Source organism: Spirosoma rhododendri (genome assembly GCF_012849055.1).
GTDB lineage: Bacteria > Bacteroidota > Bacteroidia > Cytophagales > Spirosomataceae > Spirosoma > Spirosoma rhododendri.
The window spans coordinates 111632-133107 of sequence record NZ_CP051678.1 but is presented as its reverse complement, the minus strand read 5'-3'; the positions used below and the strand labels follow the sequence as shown (position 1 = coordinate 133107).

The following is a 21476-nucleotide window of genomic DNA, read 5'->3' as shown; positions in this document are numbered from 1 at the left end:
CACTTACGTCACTACAAAGAAAATGCCACCTAGGCAGGTGACACTCTCGCGCATTCTCACTTAAAAATATACCTAATCAACAGTGGAACATGCTGGAAATCAATCCGTTTTAACTGATCGTACTTAGTGAGGTAAAGGGTAATAGGGTAACTTATTACCAAAAAGAAAGCCCCCATCCATCGAACAGGGGCTTTGCTGTCACTAGCTGAATTATAAACGTTCCTCTACTATGCGCCTACTAGACAAGGCTAACCAATTTTATGCCATATTCAGACAATCGGTTGACTAAGCCCCGTCCGCAGAACTGCTTATTGCATTTACACATAGGCGTTAGCAGATGACCTGTTATCACTTATGATTATATTGGACTTGCAACAGTAAAATGGAGCTTTTCTCAAGCAGCCATTGGAGCGGTGTAAAAATAAGATTCCTGTTGGGCTGGGATCCGGTAATTCAGGCTTGAATGCCGCCGTCGGCGATTATACCGCTGGTACTGTCGTGAGACACAACTTTTGGGTTAGTATTTTTTCAATATCTTTGAATTAACCAAAGGACAACTCTGCCAAGGCAGATTGATCCTGTGTAGGCCCGCTAGTCGGGCCTACTTTTTTAACGGGAAATTCGTTTTTGCTCATCATGGGCGAATGATTGGGTTGATAGAGAGTACCACTTTTCCAAAGCGAAAAGCATAAAGTCAGTAACTTCTTCTGGACTGCTACGTAAGCCTTCATCTTAATGTGGCTGCGCTCATAAATGCGTTCGTAGAGAGCAGCACAGCTTGGTTCGCCAAACCGAACCGCGTTTAAAGCGGGCATGTAAAGAATACGCCTTATTCGGCTGTTACCCTTTTTCGAGATGCGCGTCTTACCTACCCGCTGGCCGGATTGGTTTTCCACCACATCATAGCCGCCCGGCGGCCCGGCGGCAAAGCTGACTACCTGACGCACGTTATCAAAGCCGGTAAAGCCGTTAGTCTCGGCTACTAATGTCGCTACTGATAGCAAGCCCAATCCCTTTACTGCACAGAGTCGATCAACGCTTGCTTTGAGTGCCTGATCATCCCGTAACAGCTTCTCGATCGCTTTGCCAATGTCAACCATTTGCTTCTCATACAAGGCGATGAGCTTATCTAACTGTTTGATGATGAACACATCACTGACTTGGCTATGCATGACGGAGTGCTTTTGTGGGGCCGCCCGGGCGGTTGTCCGATTGATTTTTTAATTCTTGCAACCGTTGATGCTGACGAGTCAGTAAACGAAGTGAGTAAATGTTTTTCGATAGCGGTTGCCATAAAGGCAACTGTTGCTCCAGGCCCATACGCGCTAGACCCTGAGCATCGATCTTATCGTTTTTAGACTTATGGCCCAGGCTTTTCAGATAGTGTTTGGCCTTGTTAGGTAAAATCACACTAATGGCTCCATCTGCGTTGAATAGATACCAAGCCAATTGCTCATGATAGACGCCGGTCGATTCCATTACACACCGAATAGGTAGGTCAGTCTGCTTATAATGCTTGCTAATCCAAGTCTGTAGACCAGCAAAAGCGGAAAGCTTATTGCTAACCTTGCGGGGCCGCCCGTGCGGTGGTACCTCTGATAGTTACCTTACCAGCGGTGTCGATAACAGAGAGACAGACCTGAATCGAATCTTTACCGCGCGGCGTCCGCTAATGTCAAAACCGACACAGTAACGAAGGGGTATGGTTGCTGATTTCATGGTAGTCGGAAAGGGAAGTTAGTGGCTAATCAACTGACGGCTTTTCCTCACTTTGGCACATGCATGCAGAGTCATAGCGACAAAACTACGCTCTTAGGTACTGTTGAAGTTTGAAGGAAAAACGGGCCGGGCCGCCGGGCGGTGAACAGATTGACCAGCGGCCCAACATCATCAGGTGAAAAAGACGTGTCAACGGCGGAACCCGAGCTACTGCTCACCCCTGTCAGAGACTAACTCAAAATTGCACTTTTACCAACTATATCAAAGAAAGTCAAAGATATGAGCGGCGGACCGTCAACCTTCTATATACTCGAAGGTGGCCAATCGAGCTTCAGCCCGCGTCTGGAATGCGACATGGTTCACTAATTCACTTTTAAACGTCTTGAAAAAACTCTTCGCTACCGCGTTGTCCCAGCAGTTTCCCTTGCGACCAGCGGGTGGCCCCGTCATGCTTTGCACTACGGGTAGACCCTTCAACTGATTCTCGAATTCAGTACAGACATATTGTACGCCCCGATCTGAATGGAATAGCAACTGTCCCTGTATCGCTCTGTTTTTTAAGAGCCATACGCCACGCTGCCACACTCGTATCAATAGCTTTGAGGCCGTCACTCAGTGCCTAGCCGATCACTTTTCGGTCCGCTAGGTTAAGTACGGTGGTCAAGTACATCCACCCTTCATCAGTGGGGATATACGTGATGTCAGACACCCACTTCTGGCCAAGCCTTTCAGCCATAAACTCTCTGTTTAACAGGTTTTTAGCTACTAAATATCATGCCTTGAGTCTGTGGCCTGAACCCAGTATTTCTTGTACATGATACTGTGAATAGCCGCTTGGCACATCAGCAGGGCCACCCGGTTTCGCGATGCTTTTACACCCTGTTCCCGCAGTTCGTCGGCAATGCATGGACTACCGTAACGGCCCTGACTCTGAGTACGTATCTGGCGGATGTCAGCCAGTAACTGACGTTGTTTCATCTGCCTGACTCCGACCGGGTGTTTACGCCAGTAGTAATAACCGCTACTGCTCACTTTCAGCACCTTACACATCTTCTCAACAGGAAACTGGCTGGCATGTTCCGCTTTAAATCGGAAGATTTCCCACGGTCCGCCGCGCGGTCGCCCCTGAAAAAGATGCAGACCGCCTTTTTTAAAATATCGCGTTCAAGTTCAGCGTCTTTCAATTCCTTTTGCAGTCGTTTGATTAGTTGCTGTTCCTGACTCAGCCCGTTGGTAGCAGTAACGAGCTGGCCAGGACTTTTGTGAATTTGTCGCCATTTGGTGATCCGACCGGTTCGCCGGTGCGATCGAGTCGATCCCGAGTTCACGGGCAGCCTCCTGTACAGGGCCTTTGGCGTGGGACAGTTTGAATGCCTGATCGAAAATGCGTCTTTTCTTCATGGGTACTTTCGGGTTTGCCCCCAAATGTGACTAAAAACCGTCTCCAGTCAAATGGAGCAAGTCCACACCAATCCATCTACGGTAGACTGGAGTCAGTTGTTGCGAATAGAGAGACAACAGATCAAACTACCGGATATAAGGCTTTCCTTACCATCGCTGATGTAAACGATGAGACTATCCGTAAAGCGTTGTATCATACACTGGCTATAAATAAGCCGATCAGGCAGATGAGCGGCTTAGTCACGTATAACTTACCGATGGTGCTCATACTGCGTCAGCTGATTGAAATTGTTGACCATACCAACCAGCGTCTACTGTAGCGTGGCTGGTAACCGCTCCTGCACGGTCTGGCGGGGGCCACCCGGCGCACGTATTTGCGCACGCTTAGTCCGATCCGGTCGGGGCAACTCTCGATCTGTTTTCACTCGTCGGCACTCAGCCTAAAGCGTAGGTAAGATCTTGTTATCCGCCATCGGAAGGGGTTGGAAAGGGAAAAAAGCACCGCCGGACATAATCACCGACCCGTAAGCTTGCCTTACAACCCGCAGGCAGCTACGCATCGGAGGACACCACTCACGCAACATGGGTCGACAAATGTCGATTTCATACTCGAGCGGCATGGTAATTGTCTTTCTCGTCTAACAATATCGACGGTAATCATATTATCCCTTTTAGTCGTCACCACTTGAGCAAGTAGTGACTAGCTACGAATCGGTTACCAGCCCCTGACCATGTTTGCAGACAAGAGCGAATTGGAATTGATTAAGCAAATAAGTCTAGGCGATCAGGTGGCTTTTGGTCACTTGTACAGGCGGTATCGCCGAGCCTTACTGCACTCGATTACGCTGATTGTCAAAGAGCCAATGGCGGCCGAAGATGCCTTGCATGACACGTATCTGAAAGTATGGCAAAAAGCGACTTCCTATGACCCCCAACGAGGCGGAGTCTACAATTGGTTACTCAATCTGGCCCGTAACACGGCTATCGACACATTGCGTCACCGGAACAGGCTTGACCAGCTTGAGCTGACTGAAGCCAATACGGCGGAGTTATTCACCCAGTGGCCATCGGTTGAGGACATTGGGTTACGATTTTACATTGATCAACGACTGACCAGTCGTCAACGTCATCTGCTTGAGCTTCGTTATTGGCAGGATCAGACTCTGAGCGATATAGCCGGGCAATTGACGCTACCCCTAGGAACGGTTAAAACCACGCTACGGCAGACACTACGAATGCTACGTCCCCTGCTAGCAGCTGATTACGCATTAAGTCGATGAAGTTAGCTACTATTTTGTAGATGTCTATTTGACAAACAGCTAGTTGTCTATGTAAAAACTATAAACATAGTTTATCCTATCTTTGTTTTTCGTTTCGGGTCTATTTTCCGAACAGATATCGTGGGCGGATTCAAGCTGTGGCCAATTTGCGAGCGTTTTTTTAATGAAAAATAATCCCGTCCTAATCCTGAGATAGCTATTTCTGGGATAATTCCGGTTTCTTTTTGTTGTATTGAAAATGAAGTAGACCTGTTATGGAAACACTCAACTTCAAGACCAACATCCAAACTAGTAATGATGTGGCGGCCGTTACACAGCCCCTCAACGACATCGAACAGGTCGATGGCTGGAACCTGAATACCGATAGCCCAGATTTCCTGCTAACGGTTCAAACCACCGATAATCGCATCGCGGACCAGGTAGAGGAGGCTATTCGGAAGCGGGTTTTGAGGCTACTCTGATCAGGCAATAAGGACTCAAAGAGCGGCTTAAGCGCATGAGGCTCGCTTAGTTACTCGGCCACAAACAACGTGCAACCGCCCTCTTCGGAGCCAGTATGATCGAGACAGACTTTACCGACAATCTCATGCGCACCCGACTGGCGGACTCCGCCGTTGTTAAGGCTTAACCACTGGTAAGCTTGGTAGGATACAGCTCAGCCGAAGGGGAGTAGCCTGCCAACACGCCTTCGCTGAGTAACAAAATTAGTCGCCAAGCGTACACTATTCTGGAAAACGCTCCGCCGGCTCAGCCAATAGAATCGCCGGATTCGTTATCCGATAAAAGTAGAGGCTATTTTTGCTACAATTGATTACCAGTCCCTCCCCCAAACGGGTTGCTAACTACCTTTTCCATGAATTCGAATCCCGCCCGTCAGCCGCCGATGACCAAAGGCAATTACACCAGGTTTTTTTTGATGTTAGGCGTTTCCTTCGTGGTGATGCACTTGACAATGTACTTGAACACCGAACAAGCGGATCATCTTTACCTGAGCGTTAACCGTCTATATATGACCACGTTAATGATCAGCAGTATGTCCCTTATTATGCTGGGGTTTATGCGGAGTATGTATCGAAACGTACGGCTGAATCAGCTGATTGTGACTGGGAGCGTAGGGCTGTTTGTGGCGGCCCTAGTCGGCGTTCGTAATCAAACCTTTATCGATGATAAATTATTCATGCACTCGATGATTCCCCACCATTCGATTGCCATTTTAGTCAGCAAGCGAGCGAACTTGAAAGACCCCGAGGTGAAGCAGTTAGCCCAAAATATTATTGACGCACAGGAGCGGGAGATTGCTCAGATGAAACGGATTCTAGCTAGACTTGAAACAAAGTGAATTGGCATTGACAATTGGTGGTGTTTGGCTTATTCCGGCAGCAAGCCGATATTATCCTGGTAGCTAGTCAAGAATCGATAGGAAGCGTGATTGGTAAACAGGGCCATTCAGGTAGGATAAACACTAACAAGAAAGCGGAGTGAAATCAGCGATTTGTGAGAGGCTTTGGCCTTCGACTTTAAAGTAGCAGAAATGGTGTCTTCTTAATTCGTTCTACTGTAACCGGGTTTATCAACATAACTACTTACAGTACGTCAACTACTGGATGTCTTGTCATTTTGCCGTCAACGTCCTACTATTTTCATTGGTAATAGCCAGTGTAGATACTCATTTGAACAACCACGTAAATAGATTACGTGTTGGCCTGTCTACTATTGGTAAATCAATCAAAATAGGCTCAAAATGGGAAAGGTAATAGGACTAGGCGGCATCTTTTTCACCTGCGATGATCCCCAAGCGATCAACCAGTGGTATGCTTATCACCTGGGCCTGCCGGTGGCGGAGTATGGTACATTATTCAAGTGGCGTGATACCAATAATCCGAGTCAAGAACGAACAACAGTTTGGGCCACCTTCGGTAAAGACACTGGCTATTTTGCGCCCTCCCCCAAGGAGTTTATGATCAATTATCAGGTCGATCAGCTTGAGTCGTTGGTAGAGCAGCTAAAGCGAGACGGAGTTGCGGTGATAGATGAAATTACCGTCTACGAGCAGGGTAAATTTGTGCATATTTTGGACCCGGAAGGCAACAAAATCGAACTGTGGGAAGAGATCAATTAGCTCTGTACCTCGCTCCGAGCGTTTAAAGAGAAACTGCTCCTCTGAACAGCGAACAGCCACCACCAAAGTTAATGCTGGATGCGGTTCGCAACGGCATGGCAACCGTCTGACACCATATCAATCGACCACGTGAATAGAATGGGGAACAACGAACGGGTGGATCGGAGGGCCACCTTGATTGGCCGTATCTGAACGATTTACCTTGCCCACAACTGAAAAGCAATAGCTACCGAAAGCTGTTCCCGCTTTGACGCTTTGTAGTACATAATTTTAACCCGATCTATTGGTAAAAAATGAGGCAGGGCTCTATTTTTTGCCTGATCTGCGTTTACAAAAGGGGGATAAGGCGATATGCTAACGCCAGTATTACCGGTGTAGTGATGAACCAGCTTGATCTTAAATTTGTCAGTGCTCGTTGTAATAAATTGCTTACAGACTGAGTCTGTATCACGAGTAAATCAGCTATTTCCTCGATAGTAAGACCCTGAAAGAACCGCAGGTAGATCACTTCCCGCTGCCGCGTTGGTAGATGAGTTAGGCGTTCCGTTAATTCACTAGTAAATCGCAGGTCACTTTCCAGTTCAATGTATTGATCTTCAACAGAAAATACCATTAGCTCAGCCATATCTGCTTCTTCAACTTCCGAATGGCGAAGCGATTTGTTGAGGGTTTTGAACAATTGATGTCGAAATGCTTTCAACAGGTAAAATTTGACAGAAGGTGTATCGCTGAGTCGCTGACGGCCTAACCACAGCCGGATTAACAGGTCCTGAAGAGCATCTTCAACGAGTTGTCGGTTTGGCGTAAACTTTTGACCGTAATGAACCAGTTTAGCGTAGTACCGTTGGGCTAAGACGCTGTAGGCCTCCTCGCTACCTGTCCGAAGCAATTGCCACAGTGCCTGATCATCCATATTGCTACTGAATTGAGCCAAAGCAAACGTACTCTATGCAACGTGTAGCTGGAGTACTCCAAACAGGCGTCACGACTCGATCCGCTAACGTTGAGGTTTGCATTGTAGGAAAGTGCTTAGTGTTTCGTCGTTTTTGAAAGCCGAGAAATCGGCGGGCGCTCAACGTATTACCAAGCTGCCGAAAGCGATTCCATTTTTCGGCAACCTAGTATGGTTCACAGCCTGATGTCTTAGCCAAAGCAACAACGCAAGCGCAGGCTGTAAAATCCTAAAAGTCGATTCACCTACTGTGTGCTGAGCGTTACCTCCGCCGGAACCAGTCCGGCCGCCGACGCCCTTACCGTAATGCTGCCTTTGGTAGCGGTAGCGCGAATTACAGCCAGACACCGGCCCCGGTACGTCGTCCGCGTTGGCTGCTGGAAGCTGGCCATGTCCGTTGGATTGCCGCTGCCCACGGCCGCCAGACTACCCGCTCCACTCACCTGAAACGTTAACGGCAGGGCCGCGTCGGGCACAACCCGCCCCTGCGCATCGACTACCTCAGCGGTCAGAAATGACAGATCCTGTTGATCGGCCCGCAACGTCGGCCGGTCGGCGGTGAGCCGGATACGGTGAGGAGACGATGCCGTTGTGAGCGATACACGGCCTGTCTCCTGGCCATCGTTCAGGCTGATGGCTTCCAGCGTACCCGGCTGATAGGGAACGGTAAACACCACCACGATGCTGCTGTCGGGCAGGCTCTGTTCCCCGACGTGCTTACCGTTCAATAGCAAACGTACCTTTTGGCTCCGGGTAAAGACCCGTACCTGAAGTGGCTTACCTGCGGCCCCAAACCCGGACCCGTCCAGGCCGGACCCATCCGGGCCGGACCAGGTCCAACTTTGTCGCTCATCGGGCCAGCCCCAGCTGGTAACCGTTTCTTTCATGCCATCGGGAATGGGGACGTGAACCGCCATCTCGACCGGGCTGTTACGCCACACAACATCGCGGTAGTAGGACTGCGGCTTCTTGGTGCCAATCAGATCCAGATCGCCACAGAAGGCGTTGAACCAGGGCCAGGGCAGCACGGCCGCCAGACTATCTTTATCCGTTCGGGGTTGCAGCAGCGAATGGCCGATGGCCGTTTCGCCCATGTAATCCAGGGCCGTCCAGACGAAATCCCCAATCACGTACGGATGCGTTTCGACCTGCTGCCAGTTTTCATAGGCTTCTTTAGCGAACGTTTCGGTACCCACCATAATGCGGTTCGGTGCCTGCCGATGATCGGATTCGTAGTGCTTCCATTCGTAATTGTAACCCCCAATATCCAGCAGAGCAAACGCCTTGGCCGATGCTTCCCAGGGCGTACCCGGATATTCCCAGAAGCGGCAAATAGCTTCCGTCGTTGGTCGGGTCGGATCAAGCCGGTGTACCGCATCGACCAGTTTTCGGGTAATAGCCAGCCCGGACGAGTCAGCGCGCTCGCTGATTTCGTTGCCCACACTCCACAGGATAACAGCCGGGTGGTTTCTATCGCGCTCGATCATGGCCGTCAGGTCGCGCTCCCACCAGGCGTCGAAATCAAGGTGGTAATCGTCCGGTTTTTTGGGGCGTTGCCACATATCGAAGGCTTCGTCAATCACCAGCATCCCCAACCGGTCGCAGGCGTCCAGGAAAGCGGGCGACGGTGGGTTATGGCTGGAACGAACGGCGTTGAATCCGTTGGCTTTCAGCAGCTCGACCTTGCGTTCCTCGGCCCGATCCAGCGCCACTGCACCGAGCGGCCCATTATCGTGGTGAACACAGCCGCCTTTGAGCCATACACGTTTGCCATTGAGGGTAAACCCGGTTTGTGCATTAAAATGAATCGTACGCACACCAAACGGTGTCGACAGGCTATCCACGGTTCGGCTGCCCTGCCGGATGGTTACGACGGCCCGGTAACGGTACGGCGTCTCGACCGACCAGCGTTTGGGTTGCGCCAGCGTCAGGGTCTGCGTGACGTCGGTCCGGCCTGCGGCGGCAACAGTCGCGGTCTTTCGGGTGCTGTTCACTACTCGCCCGTCCGCCGTCTGTAGCAATACCTGAACGGTAACTGGCGCGGCTATCGAGCCCTGGTTCACCACTACCGTACGAACCTGCACCTGCGCGGCGCTGTCGGACACCTGCGGAGTGGTGACGGTAATGCCCCAGGGAGCCACGTGAATCGATTCGGCGATAGTCAGCCAGACGTGCCGGTAAATGCCCGAGCCGGTATACCAGCGCGTGTTCTGCCCCCCGTTACGTACCCGCACCGCCAGGCTATTGGGCTGACCAGGGTGGCGCAGATAGGGCGTCAGGTCGTAGACAAACGGCGTGTAGCCGTAGGGGTGAAAGCCCAGGTGATGCCCGTTCAGCCAGACGTCGGCGTTGCGATATACCCCATCGAAGCGAACCGAAACGCGTTTGGCTCCTGTGGCGGGCGGTAAGGTAAAGGTCTTCCGATACCAGCCGGTTCCCCCCACGGCGTACCCCGTCGAGGTAGCCCCAGCGCTGCTTCTGGCAAACGGCCCCGCAACGGTGCCGGCCTGTTGGGGGGGCAGGTCCTCGATACTCCAGTCGTGGGGCAGGGTAAGCCGTCGCCAGGTATCATCTTGGTACGAAGGCTGTTCCGCTCCCGGCACACTATCCCGTAGAAAGCGCCAGTCCTGATCAAAAAGCTGGGTTCGGGCAGTAGAATTGACCGCTGACGGCCAGACCAGGGAAGCCTGTTGCGCCCGGCCCGTGAGCGTACCCATCACCCCCAATAGCAGTACTAGCTGTTTCATCAAATACGTCATACTAAACCAAATTCGCTGTGCAGACCAGGCAATGGCTACAGCAATAGTAAACCGGCGGACGTATAGGCCCGCCGGTTTAGAACCGTTACTGACTGAACAGACATGCAGCCTATCACACCGCCTAACCCGGCAAGGACTGGCACGCCTGCTGGTTACAGGTTCGGGTTGATGTTTGCATCACCGATCGGAACGGGATACCAGTAATTCGCTTTCGTGATTGACTTAAGCGGTTTCAGATCATCCGCGCCTTTTTTGTCGGGGGCGTTGGCCGCTTCGACCTGCTCCAGCCGCTGTAAATCAAACCAGCGGGTCCATTCGCCGGCAAACTCCCAGGCCCGTTCGTCCACCACGGCAGCAGCGAAATTAGTGGCCGATAAACCGGTAAGATCAGCCAGCCCGGCCCGTTTCCGCACGGCATTTACTGCCGTGTAGGCATCCGTGCTGACGCTGTTACCCGACCGGGCCTGCGCTTCCGCGTATACCAACAGCACGTGGGCGTAGCGGATCATGTGCACCGGCATCGACGACTGGTAGTTTGTGTTATCGGCCAGACGAAATTTGCGGTAATAGGGGTGCTTCGACTGGCTGTTCTGCCACGAAATCGTGGTACCGTCGGACTTGGTGAACTCCGTGTAGAACGTAATATCCTTGCGCTTACCAGCCGGAAAGCGGTTGAAGAAACCAACTTCAGCGAAGAAATCGTCCCAGCCGTTTTCGTCGCCGGGCGTGGCCGAGCTGCCGTAGAACGCGTTGGCCGACCCGCCGTAGTTCACCGAGGTCTGGAACGAGAAAATTTCTTCCGACGTACCCACCGACGCGGGCGTACCCGACCAGAGCGTCGCCAGATCGGGTACGAGGTCAAAGCCATACGTGGTCTTGTTGTCGATCACTTCTTTGGCCTTGGTTGCCGCCAGCGCATACTTCGACGCGTCTTTGATGGGCCAGCCGCCTTCTGTCAGGTACACATCGGCCAGCAACGCTTTCACCGACCCCTTATTGGGCCGACCGGCATCGCGTTTGGTGTTGGGCACCAGTTGTTCGGCCTGCAGTAAGTCGCTCTCGATCAGTTTGTAGATGTCGGCGGGGGCACTTTTCTGGAGAGTCAGCAGATCGTTGGTAAAGTCCGCGCTTGTAACCAGCGGAATGTTGCCGTAGCCCCGCACCAGCCAGTAATAGCCCAGCGCCCGCAGGAAATACGCTTCACCCACGATGGCGTTGATGGTGGTCTGATCGCCCGAAACGGTCTTGTAATTCGTGATGATATTGTTGGCACCCTGAATGGTTTTGTAACAGCCGCTCCAGATCTGCGCCAGCCGCGAATTGGACGATACCACGTCGAACTGATCGGTCTGCCGGAATTCAGCTTTGTTGCCACCGCTGAGCGAGGTAACGTCGTCAGCTCCCATCACGTAGGCTTCCAGCGCAGAGGTCAGAAACCCCCGGGCCCAGGTGCGCAGCATACCCTTATAGGTACCGGTCAGCGCGGCTTCAAGGCCGGCTACATCCTGAATGGCGTTGGTGCCAACGACCTGCCCCTGGGGCACTTCGTCAAGATAGTTGGTGCAGCCAGCCAGGGTAAGAAGCAGACAAAGCAGGGTTCGTTTTTTCATGACAGTTTTGTGAGTAAGGTATTAGAAGATGAGGCTCAAACTTCCGCTCGTTGAGCAGGCCCTGCGTATTTTTGATTTCCAGTAAGGTATTAGAAGGTGAGGCTCAAACCAGCGGTGTACGTCTTTGCGTTGGGATACGAACCGTAGTCGATGTTCTGACCAATGTCGCCGGACCCGTTCGATGTTGATTCAGGGTCAATGCCTTTGTATTTGGTGAACGTCAGCAGATTGGTCGCGCTGACAAACACCCCGACCGTACCGAGATTTTTCAACGCTGATTTGGGCAGGTTATACGACAGGCTGATGTTTTTCAGGCGGACAAAATCACCTTTCTCCAGAAACCGGGTCGACTGCACGTAAAAGTTTTCCTTCACGTTGCTGAAAGCCGGAATGTCGGAGGTTTCATTAACACCGGTGATGTAGCGGTTTTTGATATCGGCAAACGTCGGCTGCCGGGCGTCTGTACTACCTACAATCCCATTGGCGTAGGTATAGTTGAGTTTGTCAAAGCCGAACAGGCCCTGAAAGAAGACGTTCAGCGACAGGCGTTTATACGTAAACGTGTTGTTCCAACCCAGCGACGTTTTCGGTTGTCCGTTACCGATCACCTGGTAATCGGCGCCGTTGATAACGCCATCCCCGTTCAGGTCCTGATAGTGGGCGTCGCCGGGTTTTTCACCGTATCGATTAGCCTGATCGGCTTCGCCGGGTTTCCACGTACCTAGGTAGCGCAGGCCCCAGAACGACGTCAATGACTGTCCCGGAATCAAGACAAACTCGTTCGACGCGTAGATGGTATCGCTGCTCGAACTAAGGCTGACTACCCTGTTCTGCAGCAACGACACGTTAAAGGAAGTGTTCCAGCTGAAGTTGTTGCGGTCGATGGGCGTCGCATCGAGCGAAAACTCCCAGCCTTTGTTTTGCACCCGGCCTACGTTGCGCAGAATGCTGTTTCCACCGACATAATCCGGCAGAGGTTGGCTGAGCAGCAGGTCGCGGGTATTCTTGACAAAGTAGTCGATGGAGAGCGTCACGTTGCCGTTCAGCAATGTCATGTCGGCGCCGGCGTCGATCTGTTCCGTCGTTTCCCATTTCAGATCGGGATTGCCCGGATTGCCGAGGAGGATGCCGTTCGTGATCCCGTTGGTGAAGTAGCCCGACCGAAAGGCAACGGCCGCGTCGTCGACATTCGTGGTATAGGTCGACAGCGTACCGTACGGGTTGATGGCCTGATTGCCCGTCAGCCCCCAGCTTGCCCGCAGCTTCAAGTTGCTGAACAGCTTCTGCGACTGCATAAACCGCTCTTCTGATACTTTCCAGCCCAACGCCATGGAGGGAAACACGCTGTATTTGTTTTTCCCCTGAAATTTGGACGACCCGTCCCGGCGCACCGTTGCCGATACCAGGTAGCGGTCTTTCAGGGCGTAGTTGACCCGGCCTAAGTACGACAGCAGACTCCATTTTCCGTAGCCCGACCCAATCTGGTTTGATTCGGCCAGGGCCAGATTGTTGTACGACTGTGCCGGGTACGTTAGGTTGGTCGCGTTGGCGTAAAACGATTCGCCGGTTTGTTGCTGGGTTTCAAAAACGCCGGTTACATCGACCCGATGAATGGCGTTAAACACCCGTTTGTAGCTCAGCGTATTGGTGTTTTGCAGCGTAATCTGCTCACCCGACGTCCGGCTGGCGCGGGGCAGGCGGTTGGCGATCACCGGGCCGGAGTAGTATTTTCCCTGCTGATTGTTGTAGTTGATACCGTACTGCACATCCAGGGCCAGTCCGGGGATAAACTCGTAGCGTACGCCCCCGACCAGGTTGGCCGTTGTGCTGTTGGTACGATTGTCGGCATCGGTAGTTAACGCCACCGGATTTTCAAAAATGGATCCCACTGGGTCGCGGTAGGTATAGTTGCCATCGGCGTCGCGAACGGGCGTGGTAGGTGCCCACGCAAACGCCTGCGCCAGCGCACCCGAACGGGCGGCTGTCCCACCGGTATTATGGTTCTCGCGACGGGTACCCGTAAAATTCAGCCGCACCGAAAACTTATCGGACACCTGCGACGAAATGTTCGACCGGATGGCGTAGCGCTTGTAATCCGAGTTGTTAATAATCCCGTTCTGACCCAAGTAATTGGTCGAAATTAAGTACTGTGTTTTCTCGTTTCCGCCCGACACGCCAAGCTGATACTCTTGACCACCCGCTTTGCGGAGTATCTGATCCTGCCAGTTGGTACCCCCGTTCTGCTGGTAGCCCGCGATCTGTGCCGGGGTAAAAATGGGGTTACCACCCGTTGCTGCCTGCCGCTCGTTGACGATCTGCGCAAAATCACCGGCATTAAGCGTATTAATTTTCTTTAGTACCTCGGAGGTCGAGATGCGGGTGTTGAAATTGACCTGCATACCCTTTTTACTGCCCCCCTTCGTCGTAATAATAATTACACCATTGGCGCCCCGGCTACCATAAATGGCCGTTGCCGACGCGTCTTTCAACACCTCTAGCGAGGCAATATCCTGCGCGTTGATGTTGTTGAAATCGGCCCCAACAAACCCGTCGACTACGTACAGTGGGCTGTTGTCACTGTTAATCGAATTTGATCCCCGGATGCGGATACGCACGTCGCCACCCGGTGCTCCGGCCGAGCTGGTCACCTGCACGCCAGCCGCCCGGCCCTGCAACGCCTGATCCAGGCGTGTGACCGGCTGATCCTTAAAATTCTCGGCCGAAATCGACGTCAGCGCGCCCGTTACGTCGCCTTTACGCTGGGTGCCGTACCCCACCACCACCACTTCGCTGAGCGATTTTACATCGGGCACCAGGGTAATTTCCACCTGCTTGCGGTTGTTGACGGTTACCTCCTGGGTGACGTACCCGATCGACGAAACGACCAGCGTATGGGTGCCGGTTTCGGGCAGGTTGAGCCGAAACTGCCCATTCGCATCGGTCGTCGTACCGACCGTGCCGCTGCCTTTCAGAGCCACCGTGGCCCCCGGCACGGTACCGCCCGTATTGTCAATGACCTGGCCCGTCACGGTGATGTCGGCACTCTTACCAACGGCTAACTGGAGTGTGGTTTCGATCACCGGCTGCTGACCAGACAGAGGCAGGCGTTTAAGCAAAATCTGATCGCCGGCTACTTCATACCCAATTTTCAAAGGTGTCAGCAATTCATTCAGTACAATCGCCAGGCGGGCGTCTTTCACGTTCAGCGACGTAGCTCGTCCCGCCTGAATCAGTTCCGGGCTGTACATAAAACGGATGCCCGACGCTTTGGCCAGTTTCGTAAGTACCGTCTCTACTTTTTGGTTCGTCACCTGAAGTGTGACGCGCCGGTTAAGTACGTCCTGCCCGTATCCGTCGCGGGCCAGTGAGAAACCGGTACACATAATCATCACGACGAACGGAATTAAACTAAGGCGCATCAGGATTGGCAGCACGTTGTGTAAGGGTGAGAATTGCTTCATTGATCGGAATTTGTTGAGTTAGGCGTACGAAACAGAGCTTACTGACAGGGTTTGCCGGTAATGCTGATTTGCTGGTCTTTTACCTGATAGGTAGCTTCCAGGATGGTGCAGATCCACTGCAATTTTTGCTGTAGCGGTTCGTCGCCCAGCGTAGCCGACAGGCTACAATGCGCCATGACATCCCGGTCGAAACGGATGGTTACGCCATACGCTTTTTCCAGCGCCGCAAAGACGTCGGCTGCCGGTGTTGCCCGGAACTCAAAGGATGGCTGTCCAGTGGGCGCGTCCGTCTCTGTTCGGCTCAGATGGGCGTTGGTTCGTTCAAACGTCGCCTGCTGATTGGGTGTTAGCACTAGCCCTGTTAGTTCGAGATTCGTCCGGATCGCATCGGCCGTTGGATCAGCCTGCGCAAAAACGGCTACTTTCCCCGTTCTGACTACTACGATTACCTGCTCCGCCTGCTGGTGCGCTTTCACGGTAAAGCTGGTACCCAGCACTTTCGTCACTAATCCGTCGGCGTACACAAAGAAAGGCTTGGCGGGGTCTTTGGTCACTTCAAAGAAAGCCTCGCCCGACAGATACACCTCCCTCCTAGGGCCGTTGAACGCAAACGCGTAGCTGACCTGACTATTCTTGTATAAAACCACCGAACTGCCATCAGGTAGCAGCACATGCCGGGCCGGCCTGTCTGTATTGGCTACACACTGAAGCCGGTTGCTTACCAATAGCGGGTCAGTTGTAGGCTGCGTTTTTTTCACCGACAAAGACCTAGTAAGCGTGGTCCGATTCAGATACCCGTACCAGCCAAAACCTAGTAGGAACAGCAACGAAGCGGCCGCGACCCAGTTGAAGCGGGCCAGACGATGCTCCCGCCCGACCGGGATACGAGTCTGCATCTCGCGCTGTTTAGCGGTGTACAAGGCCCGCTGAATCTGATAGTCAATGTCGGCCTGAGAGAGGTCTACCGGACCACCCTGAATTGCCAACAGCGTTTGGCGAGCCAGTTCCATCGTATCGAGTCGACTACTGTCTTCCCGGGCCCAGTTTTTCCAATGCTCATCATCCTGCGGAGCCTCACCAGTAGCCCACCGGACAAATCGCTGATCTTCTAAAAGCTGTTGATAAAGCGCATCCTTGTACTGCATTGCAATCTTATCATGATTAAACTCTTCAGTGCTATTATCCAAGAGGAGCTGTCTGGATACTCACTTAATGAAAGTTTTTTCAGAAAAAATTAAATTTAATTTGATACGCACTCATTCATAGACACTTATCAATGACGTACATTCTATAGGTAAGCCGAGTGGCAATTCGATGAAATACTACTTTGTGGAAGAACAGTTTTTTTCAGAGGAAAAGGGTTGTTCTAGCATCCCGTCGGTTGAATAGTTTTTCTGAATAGGTGACCACTACAGCGTTAAAAGAGCTGTTCAACCATCGTACAGCGGCTTTTGCGGCGGTGCCTGAGGATACCATGAAGCTACGATCGGCGGATCAGGTGAAGCCTGTTTTCAAGTGGAAAAACTCGGCCAAGTTCGGGGCACTGAATGCCGACGCACAATGGTTCTCGATGCTACGCAGTACCAAGATGGGCCGGGTGGGCCGCCAGCGGGTAGCGGCTTGGGAAGCTCAGAATTTACCGATGGCCATCCGGGAAGCGACGGCCCCGATCGCCGGGGGACGGACCCTGTTAGTCGTTGGTGCGGCCCACAAGCCGTTCATCGAAGCCTACCTGCATAGTTTCACCGATGTTGAGATTGTCTCGGCACCAGCCCTATTGGCGTCCCAGCCCGTTGATTGTCTTAACTGAAAGCTGGCTTGTGCACCTCTCGATTGCTCACGCTTGTAGAGTAGCGCGCGAGGGACCTTCGTCTTCTGAGTCCAAACTGGGTATTGCCGTAGGGGATTGATGTAAATGCGATATTTATACTACAGCTAGTAGATCCTACTGAGTGACTTCCCTCGGATTTACAACTGCCTTTCACCTGTACCAGATACGCTCTCGCCTGATACGAAGTTGTTTCCTATAGTCCTCTGACTAGTTGCCTTTCTACACCACCAAGAAAGTTCTGGTTAGCTGACCAGGACTTTCTTGGTGGTGTAGAAAGGCAGTCGACATCGTTGATCTCCAAAAATGAAGCGTTCGTCGTCTCATAGGGAGCATTTCGAGAGACAATACTGTAAAACAAGAGCCGACTACGACAAACAGCATATACACCTGTCATTTACTGAACCAGCTAGCTAAGAAAATCGCGAATGAATTCACTCGTTTCAAGCGGTCTTTCTTCCTGTACAAAATGGCCTGATCCTTTCACTTCTTTTAAGGTCAACTGGTCAACGTATGGGGGTAACGCATAAGAAAACAGTTCAAAGCCGGCAGGACCAGCGATACCCATTGTGGGCACTTCGATTCGCTTGCCCTTGATATCGTCAATGTCTTCAGCAAAGGCCTGATACCAACCATTGGAAGCTCGGATCGCGTCCTGACTGGCGTAAGCCTGAGCGTACACCTGCCGATCAAATGAACTGACGGCTGTCTTATCGACCAATAATTGATCAAAAAGCCAATCCTGCACCAAGTGGAAGCGGTTTTCCAGTAGCTGTTCCGGTAAGTGCCTGACTTGGTTGAAAGCGACCCACCAGGGGTGAAGACCCAGGCCGGTCGGCAACATGGGAAGCCTGTACATGTTCTCGTCAGGATGGGGAGTGTCTAACAAAATGAGCTTTTTTGTCTTGTGCGGAAAGTGGGCCGCGAAGCTAAAGGCCACCGCTGCCCCGATGTCATGTCCAGCAATGCTACTTCGCCCAATGCCCAACTGATCGAGTAAGGCGGCCACATCACTTGCCATCACCTTTTTAGAGTAGCCCCCCATCGGTTTGTCCGAACTGCCCATGCCCCGCAACTCAACGGCAATAACCTGATACCTGTCGACCAGCGTAGGCATAATTTTGTGATAGCTCCACCAAGTCTGCGGCCAGCCGGGTAACAAAACGAGCGGCTCACCCTGACCACCAATAATATAGTGGAGTTGAACGTCATTAACCGTTAGGTAGTGGCTAGTGAAACCGGGGAGTCTTTTGACTAATTCGTTGTCGATGTTGGCGGCGTTAATTGATTGCACAGAGTTGCGAGTTAGCTATTGAAGGCCAATACTGCCTTTAAATGAGGCCCATGAAAAGGACTTGATATCGTTGCGCGCTACGTCGCCGGCCTGGTGTGCTTCGATAGCGATGTCGACCATACCCCCGAACAGATTGTAGATCCAGGGAATGGATAGCTTAGAACTGATGGCGCCCTGTTGCTGGAGCTGCTCGACTAGCTTAAACCAGTTGGTTTTGACATCGTCGTAAGCCAGTTCCTGATTGTCGAGTAGGTCAGCGTACTGTTGCCGTTTGGCCACTTTCTTAACAAATGAATACTGGATCCCTACCTCTAGGGCCGCGTAGAACATGTTCTCCAGTTGAACCGCCGGTTGTTGACTACTCTGATAGGCTGTTATCATGCTGTGATTGCAAACCCGGAGCATGGTTTGTTTGCATTCCTGCAGGAGCGTATTGCGGTCGTTGAAATAGCGATGCACGGTTCGTCGGGTTACACCAGCCTGATCGGCAATGTGTTCGATGGTGGCTGATTCGTCGCTATTGAGAGCGACCACCGCTGCTTGAATGAGGGCTTGCCTCGTATCTTTCATGTCGCAAAGGTAGTATAAATTACACACAAATGTGACATTTTTTGAATAAGTCGGCCAGCTGAGAGTGGTAACTTAACACTCAGTCTAAAAGTCTTCACTATCAAAACGTTCCTCCATGTATCATGAGGAGCCTTTTTTAAGACAAGTGGAATACAAGGGCAGTCGTACGCGTGCTATGGATCAGGCGGTAACACAACCAGTTTACCGGGGTGGTGTCAAGGTTGGACAAGTGATCGCTGGTAATGGGCCCCAACCCGAATTAGCCGGTAGCGCCAACCGGCCCCAGTCGCCCCGCCGGATCGAGTTAACCCGTAGAGCCTGTAATCCCGGCTTTTAGCCGCTCCTACCAGTTTAGTAGGCTGCCCACAACCTAGCTGGCTATTTGCAGCCGGCCCCTCGATGCCCCCAAACCACTCGCACGCATCGTCTGACTTAATGGGGGTAGAGCCTGTCATCGCTATGCTGCATCTTCACGCGTTCCGCAAAGCTCATCATCAGCACCTGGTACTCCAGATTGACGCTTTTACCATCCGACCCGGCGTCTACTGGCTGCGGGGGCGCAATGGATCGGGTAAAAGCAGTTTGCTTACCGCCCTGGCGGGCATCACCGCGTTCGAGGGGAACGTCCATCTGGACCAGGTTAGTCTCAGACAACAGCCCGTGGCCTATCGACGACTGGTCAACTTTGCCGAAGCTGAACCCATCTTTCCTCCCTTTCTGACCGGCACCGAACTGATTCAACTCGTCAAAGCGGCCAAGCAGGCCCCAGCCCACCAGGAAGTCTTTTACCTGGATAGCATGGGCATGAACGACTACGTCAACCAGCCCGTTGGCAGCTATTCCAGCGGCATGCTTAAGAAGCTTTCCCTGGTACTGGCCTTCCTGGGACAGCCCCGCTGCCTGCTGCTCGATGAGCCCCTGACAACCCTGGAAGTGGACGCCTTACCGGTGCTCTACGACTGGATTGCCCGCCTAAGCCAACAAACCCAGGCCGTGGTCCTGCTCTCGTCCCATCAGCCCCTGGAGGCCGGCGGACTGCTAACCGGGCCCGCTATTGTTGTGGCACAAACCACTATCCGCTTCACCGCATGAGCCGGCCCCTCACCCGCGTACTGATCAACGTGATCGCGGCCGACTTCTATCGCCAGCACACGGGCTTACTGCTATCGCTGTTTATCCTGCTGGTGAGCAATTTCTTTTATACCAGCGTCCTCAACCAGACCCACCTCACCCAACCCCAGATTATCCAGCATGCCCTCAAGCTGGTGCTGACATCGGTTAGTGAGCCCCTGGGTGTGGTGATTTTGGTGGGCATCTGCTGGCTCTATTGCCACAAATGTTGGCAGTATGTGACCGGCCGGCTTCACCGTCCCGATGTCTATTTTCTTCGGTACACCGCCACCGCCTTACCGCGACGACGCCAGCACCAAAGCTGGGCCTGGGTTCAGTTGATTATGATGCTACCCCTGTGGAGTATCGGGCTGTTTGCGAGCGTGATCGGTTTTCGATTCGGTCACTGGCTCGTACCCACGCTGCTTCCCTTGTACCTGAGTGGCCTGGTGGGCTACAGTGGCTGGCGCTACAGCCGCCTGCTCGATGCGCCCACCCAGCAGCCCTCCCCCGGTAAGCTGGATTGGTTCCGTGGTTGGCCCAAGCCGTTCTTCAGTTTATTTCTCTACGAACTTGTCCTCAACCGACGGCTCAGCTATGGCCTGGCCAAGCTGGCTTCGTTCGCTAGTATAGGCCTGGCGTACAGCATACTAGCGAATGACCTAACGGGGTTACGGCTCGTTGGTTTACTGAGCGTATGCAGCGCGGTGAGTCACGCCATGCTGCTGTATCAATCGCGTGAATTTGAGCGGTTTTATCTACGCTTTGGCCGTAATCTGCCCTACAGCCGCTGGCAGGTATTTGGTCAGCAGGGGGCCCAGTTGGGGGTTCTATTGCTGCCCGAACTGCTGGGATTGGTGGGGGTTGGTGGCTTAGCCGACGGGCTATGGGCCGGCAGCTTACTGCTGGGCCTGAGCCTATTGTTCCGGAGCCTGCTCTATCGGCTCGGCAGCCAGTCAGTCGTCTACCTACGATGGGTTTTTGGCTTGTTCATCGGTTGTCTGGTTGGTCTGCTGTTCGACTTAACGGTCTGGCTAGCGTTGGGTAGTGTCGTCATCGCCGGGGCCTTGTCGTATTACTATGATGAGCAGGTGTAACCACGCTTGGGCGATGCCGTGTTGACTGGATAAGGGGCTGCCATTACGGGTGAGTTGCGCAGGCTAGTTTAGTAAAGACATCGTTGGTGTCACCAGTCGCTGTTGCTGGTTTGTGATTGGTATGGTTACTCGATGAGGTATTGTACCGTATCAACTTGAGTGATCGTTGACACAAAACACCTTCACTAACGAACGGATTATGTTCGCCGGGGGGGCGGTTTCCCGGCCAAGGAGAGTGCGTCCACTATGTGGTTGAGCTCGCTTGATGACAGGGAC

General features: G+C 52.6%; 18 protein-coding genes. 7 read left to right on the top strand and 11 right to left on the bottom strand.

Annotated elements, in window-relative coordinates; genetic code table 11:
• Positions 1-542 precede the first annotated feature (542 nt).
• From HH216_RS26395 to HH216_RS27000, 4 genes are all read right to left on the bottom strand, one after another.
• Positions 543-1172 (bottom strand): transposase, encoded by a 630-nt coding sequence (locus HH216_RS26395; RefSeq protein WP_254448893.1) that lies wholly within the window; start codon positions 1170-1172, stop codon positions 543-545.
• A complete protein-coding gene (locus tag HH216_RS26390; protein WP_408641814.1) occupies positions 1165-1524 on the bottom strand; it encodes an IS110 family transposase in 360 nt (119 codons plus the stop codon). The genes HH216_RS26395 and HH216_RS26390 overlap by 8 nt, the downstream gene beginning before the upstream one ends.
• Positions 1525-2013: 489 nt before the next feature.
• Complete coding sequence (locus tag HH216_RS27005) at positions 2014-2169, bottom strand: IS3 family transposase (protein ID WP_408641813.1); 156 nt, start codon at positions 2167-2169, stop codon at positions 2014-2016.
• Between the two features lie 315 nt (positions 2170-2484).
• Positions 2485-2697, bottom strand: a complete 213-nt coding sequence (locus tag HH216_RS27000; RefSeq protein WP_169553601.1) for an IS3 family transposase — start codon at positions 2695-2697, stop codon at positions 2485-2487.
• A 1154-nt stretch (positions 2698-3851) separates the two neighbouring features.
• Here HH216_RS27000 and HH216_RS24780 point away from each other — a divergent pair.
• From HH216_RS24780 to HH216_RS24765, 4 genes are all read left to right on the top strand, one after another.
• Entirely contained in the window at positions 3852-4400 is a 549-nt protein-coding gene (locus HH216_RS24780; RefSeq protein WP_169553600.1) for an RNA polymerase sigma factor, read from the top strand.
• 254 nt (positions 4401-4654) lie between these two features.
• Entirely contained in the window at positions 4655-4861 is a 207-nt protein-coding gene (locus tag HH216_RS24775; protein ID WP_169553599.1) for a PH domain-containing protein, read from the top strand.
• Between the two features lie 392 nt (positions 4862-5253).
• Positions 5254-5739: a DUF305 domain-containing protein gene (locus HH216_RS24770; protein WP_254448891.1), complete on the top strand. Its 486-nt coding sequence runs from the start codon at positions 5254-5256 to the stop codon at positions 5737-5739.
• A 402-nt stretch (positions 5740-6141) separates the two neighbouring features.
• Entirely contained in the window at positions 6142-6519 is a 378-nt protein-coding gene (locus HH216_RS24765; RefSeq protein WP_169553598.1) for a VOC family protein, read from the top strand.
• Between the two features lie 328 nt (positions 6520-6847).
• On the opposite strand, the gene HH216_RS24760 is transcribed toward HH216_RS24765, so the two are convergent.
• The 5 genes from HH216_RS24760 to HH216_RS24740 form a co-directional block, all read right to left on the bottom strand.
• A complete protein-coding gene (locus tag HH216_RS24760) occupies positions 6848-7432 on the bottom strand; it encodes an RNA polymerase sigma factor (protein ID WP_169553597.1) in 585 nt (194 codons plus the stop codon).
• Positions 7433-7716: 284 nt separating this feature from the next.
• The gene (locus HH216_RS24755) at positions 7717-10218 is read right to left on the bottom strand and encodes a glycoside hydrolase family 2 TIM barrel-domain containing protein (protein WP_169553596.1); all 2502 of its coding nucleotides are present in this window, start codon (positions 10216-10218) and stop codon (positions 7717-7719) included.
• A gap of 164 nt (positions 10219-10382) precedes the next feature.
• Positions 10383-11840, bottom strand: coding sequence for a RagB/SusD family nutrient uptake outer membrane protein (locus HH216_RS24750; protein WP_169553595.1), 1458 nt, complete (start codon positions 11838-11840; stop codon positions 10383-10385).
• Between the two features lie 89 nt (positions 11841-11929).
• Positions 11930-15301: a TonB-dependent receptor gene (locus HH216_RS24745; RefSeq protein WP_169553594.1), complete on the bottom strand. Its 3372-nt coding sequence runs from the start codon at positions 15299-15301 to the stop codon at positions 11930-11932.
• A 38-nt stretch (positions 15302-15339) separates the two neighbouring features.
• Positions 15340-16446: a FecR family protein gene (locus HH216_RS24740; protein ID WP_169553593.1), complete on the bottom strand. Its 1107-nt coding sequence runs from the start codon at positions 16444-16446 to the stop codon at positions 15340-15342.
• Between the two features lie 329 nt (positions 16447-16775).
• Between HH216_RS24740 and HH216_RS24735 the strand changes: the two genes are divergently transcribed.
• Entirely contained in the window at positions 16776-17111 is a 336-nt protein-coding gene (locus HH216_RS24735; protein ID WP_169553592.1) for a hypothetical protein, read from the top strand.
• A 427-nt stretch (positions 17112-17538) separates the two neighbouring features.
• Here the strand turns inward: HH216_RS24735 and HH216_RS24730 are convergent, their stop codons facing one another.
• Positions 17539-18423: an alpha/beta fold hydrolase gene (locus tag HH216_RS24730; RefSeq protein WP_254448890.1), complete on the bottom strand. Its 885-nt coding sequence runs from the start codon at positions 18421-18423 to the stop codon at positions 17539-17541.
• A gap of 15 nt (positions 18424-18438) precedes the next feature.
• Positions 18439-18993 (bottom strand): TetR/AcrR family transcriptional regulator, encoded by a 555-nt coding sequence (locus tag HH216_RS24725; RefSeq protein WP_169553591.1) that lies wholly within the window; start codon positions 18991-18993, stop codon positions 18439-18441.
• A 399-nt stretch (positions 18994-19392) separates the two neighbouring features.
• On the opposite strand from HH216_RS24725, the gene HH216_RS24720 reads away from it, so the two are divergent.
• Entirely contained in the window at positions 19393-20085 is a 693-nt protein-coding gene (locus HH216_RS24720; protein ID WP_254448889.1) for an ABC transporter ATP-binding protein, read from the top strand.
• Positions 20082-21200 (top strand): hypothetical protein, encoded by a 1119-nt coding sequence (locus tag HH216_RS24715; RefSeq protein ID WP_169553590.1) that lies wholly within the window; start codon positions 20082-20084, stop codon positions 21198-21200. Before HH216_RS24720 ends, HH216_RS24715 begins: the two co-directional genes overlap by 4 nt.
• The last annotated feature ends 276 nt before the right edge of the window (positions 21201-21476 follow it).

Coding starts and splice junctions, on each gene's coding strand:
- HH216_RS24740 (WP_169553593.1), bottom strand. CDS start 16,446: ATGCAGTACAAGGATGCGCTTTATCAACAGCTTTTAGAAGATCAGCGA.
- HH216_RS24760 (WP_169553597.1), bottom strand. CDS start 7,432: ATGGATGATCAGGCACTGTGGCAATTGCTTCGGACAGGTAGCGAGGAG.
- HH216_RS24765 (WP_169553598.1), top strand. CDS start 6,142: ATGGGAAAGGTAATAGGACTAGGCGGCATCTTTTTCACCTGCGATGAT.
- HH216_RS24715 (WP_169553590.1), top strand. CDS start 20,082: ATGAGCCGGCCCCTCACCCGCGTACTGATCAACGTGATCGCGGCCGAC.
- HH216_RS24755 (WP_169553596.1), bottom strand. CDS start 10,218: ATGAAACAGCTAGTACTGCTATTGGGGGTGATGGGTACGCTCACGGGC.
- HH216_RS24775 (WP_169553599.1), top strand. CDS start 4,655: ATGGAAACACTCAACTTCAAGACCAACATCCAAACTAGTAATGATGTG.
- HH216_RS27005 (WP_408641813.1), bottom strand. CDS start 2,169: ATGACGGGGCCACCCGCTGGTCGCAAGGGAAACTGCTGGGACAACGCG.
- HH216_RS24720 (WP_254448889.1), top strand. CDS start 19,393: ATGCCCCCAAACCACTCGCACGCATCGTCTGACTTAATGGGGGTAGAG.
- HH216_RS24770 (WP_254448891.1), top strand. CDS start 5,254: ATGAATTCGAATCCCGCCCGTCAGCCGCCGATGACCAAAGGCAATTAC.
- HH216_RS26395 (WP_254448893.1), bottom strand. CDS start 1,172: ATGCATAGCCAAGTCAGTGATGTGTTCATCATCAAACAGTTAGATAAG.
- HH216_RS24745 (WP_169553594.1), bottom strand. CDS start 15,301: ATGAAGCAATTCTCACCCTTACACAACGTGCTGCCAATCCTGATGCGC.
- HH216_RS24780 (WP_169553600.1), top strand. CDS start 3,852: ATGTTTGCAGACAAGAGCGAATTGGAATTGATTAAGCAAATAAGTCTA.
- HH216_RS24750 (WP_169553595.1), bottom strand. CDS start 11,840: ATGAAAAAACGAACCCTGCTTTGTCTGCTTCTTACCCTGGCTGGCTGC.
- HH216_RS24735 (WP_169553592.1), top strand. CDS start 16,776: ATGAAGCTACGATCGGCGGATCAGGTGAAGCCTGTTTTCAAGTGGAAA.
- HH216_RS24725 (WP_169553591.1), bottom strand. CDS start 18,993: ATGAAAGATACGAGGCAAGCCCTCATTCAAGCAGCGGTGGTCGCTCTC.
- HH216_RS27000 (WP_169553601.1), bottom strand. CDS start 2,697: ATGAAACAACGTCAGTTACTGGCTGACATCCGCCAGATACGTACTCAG.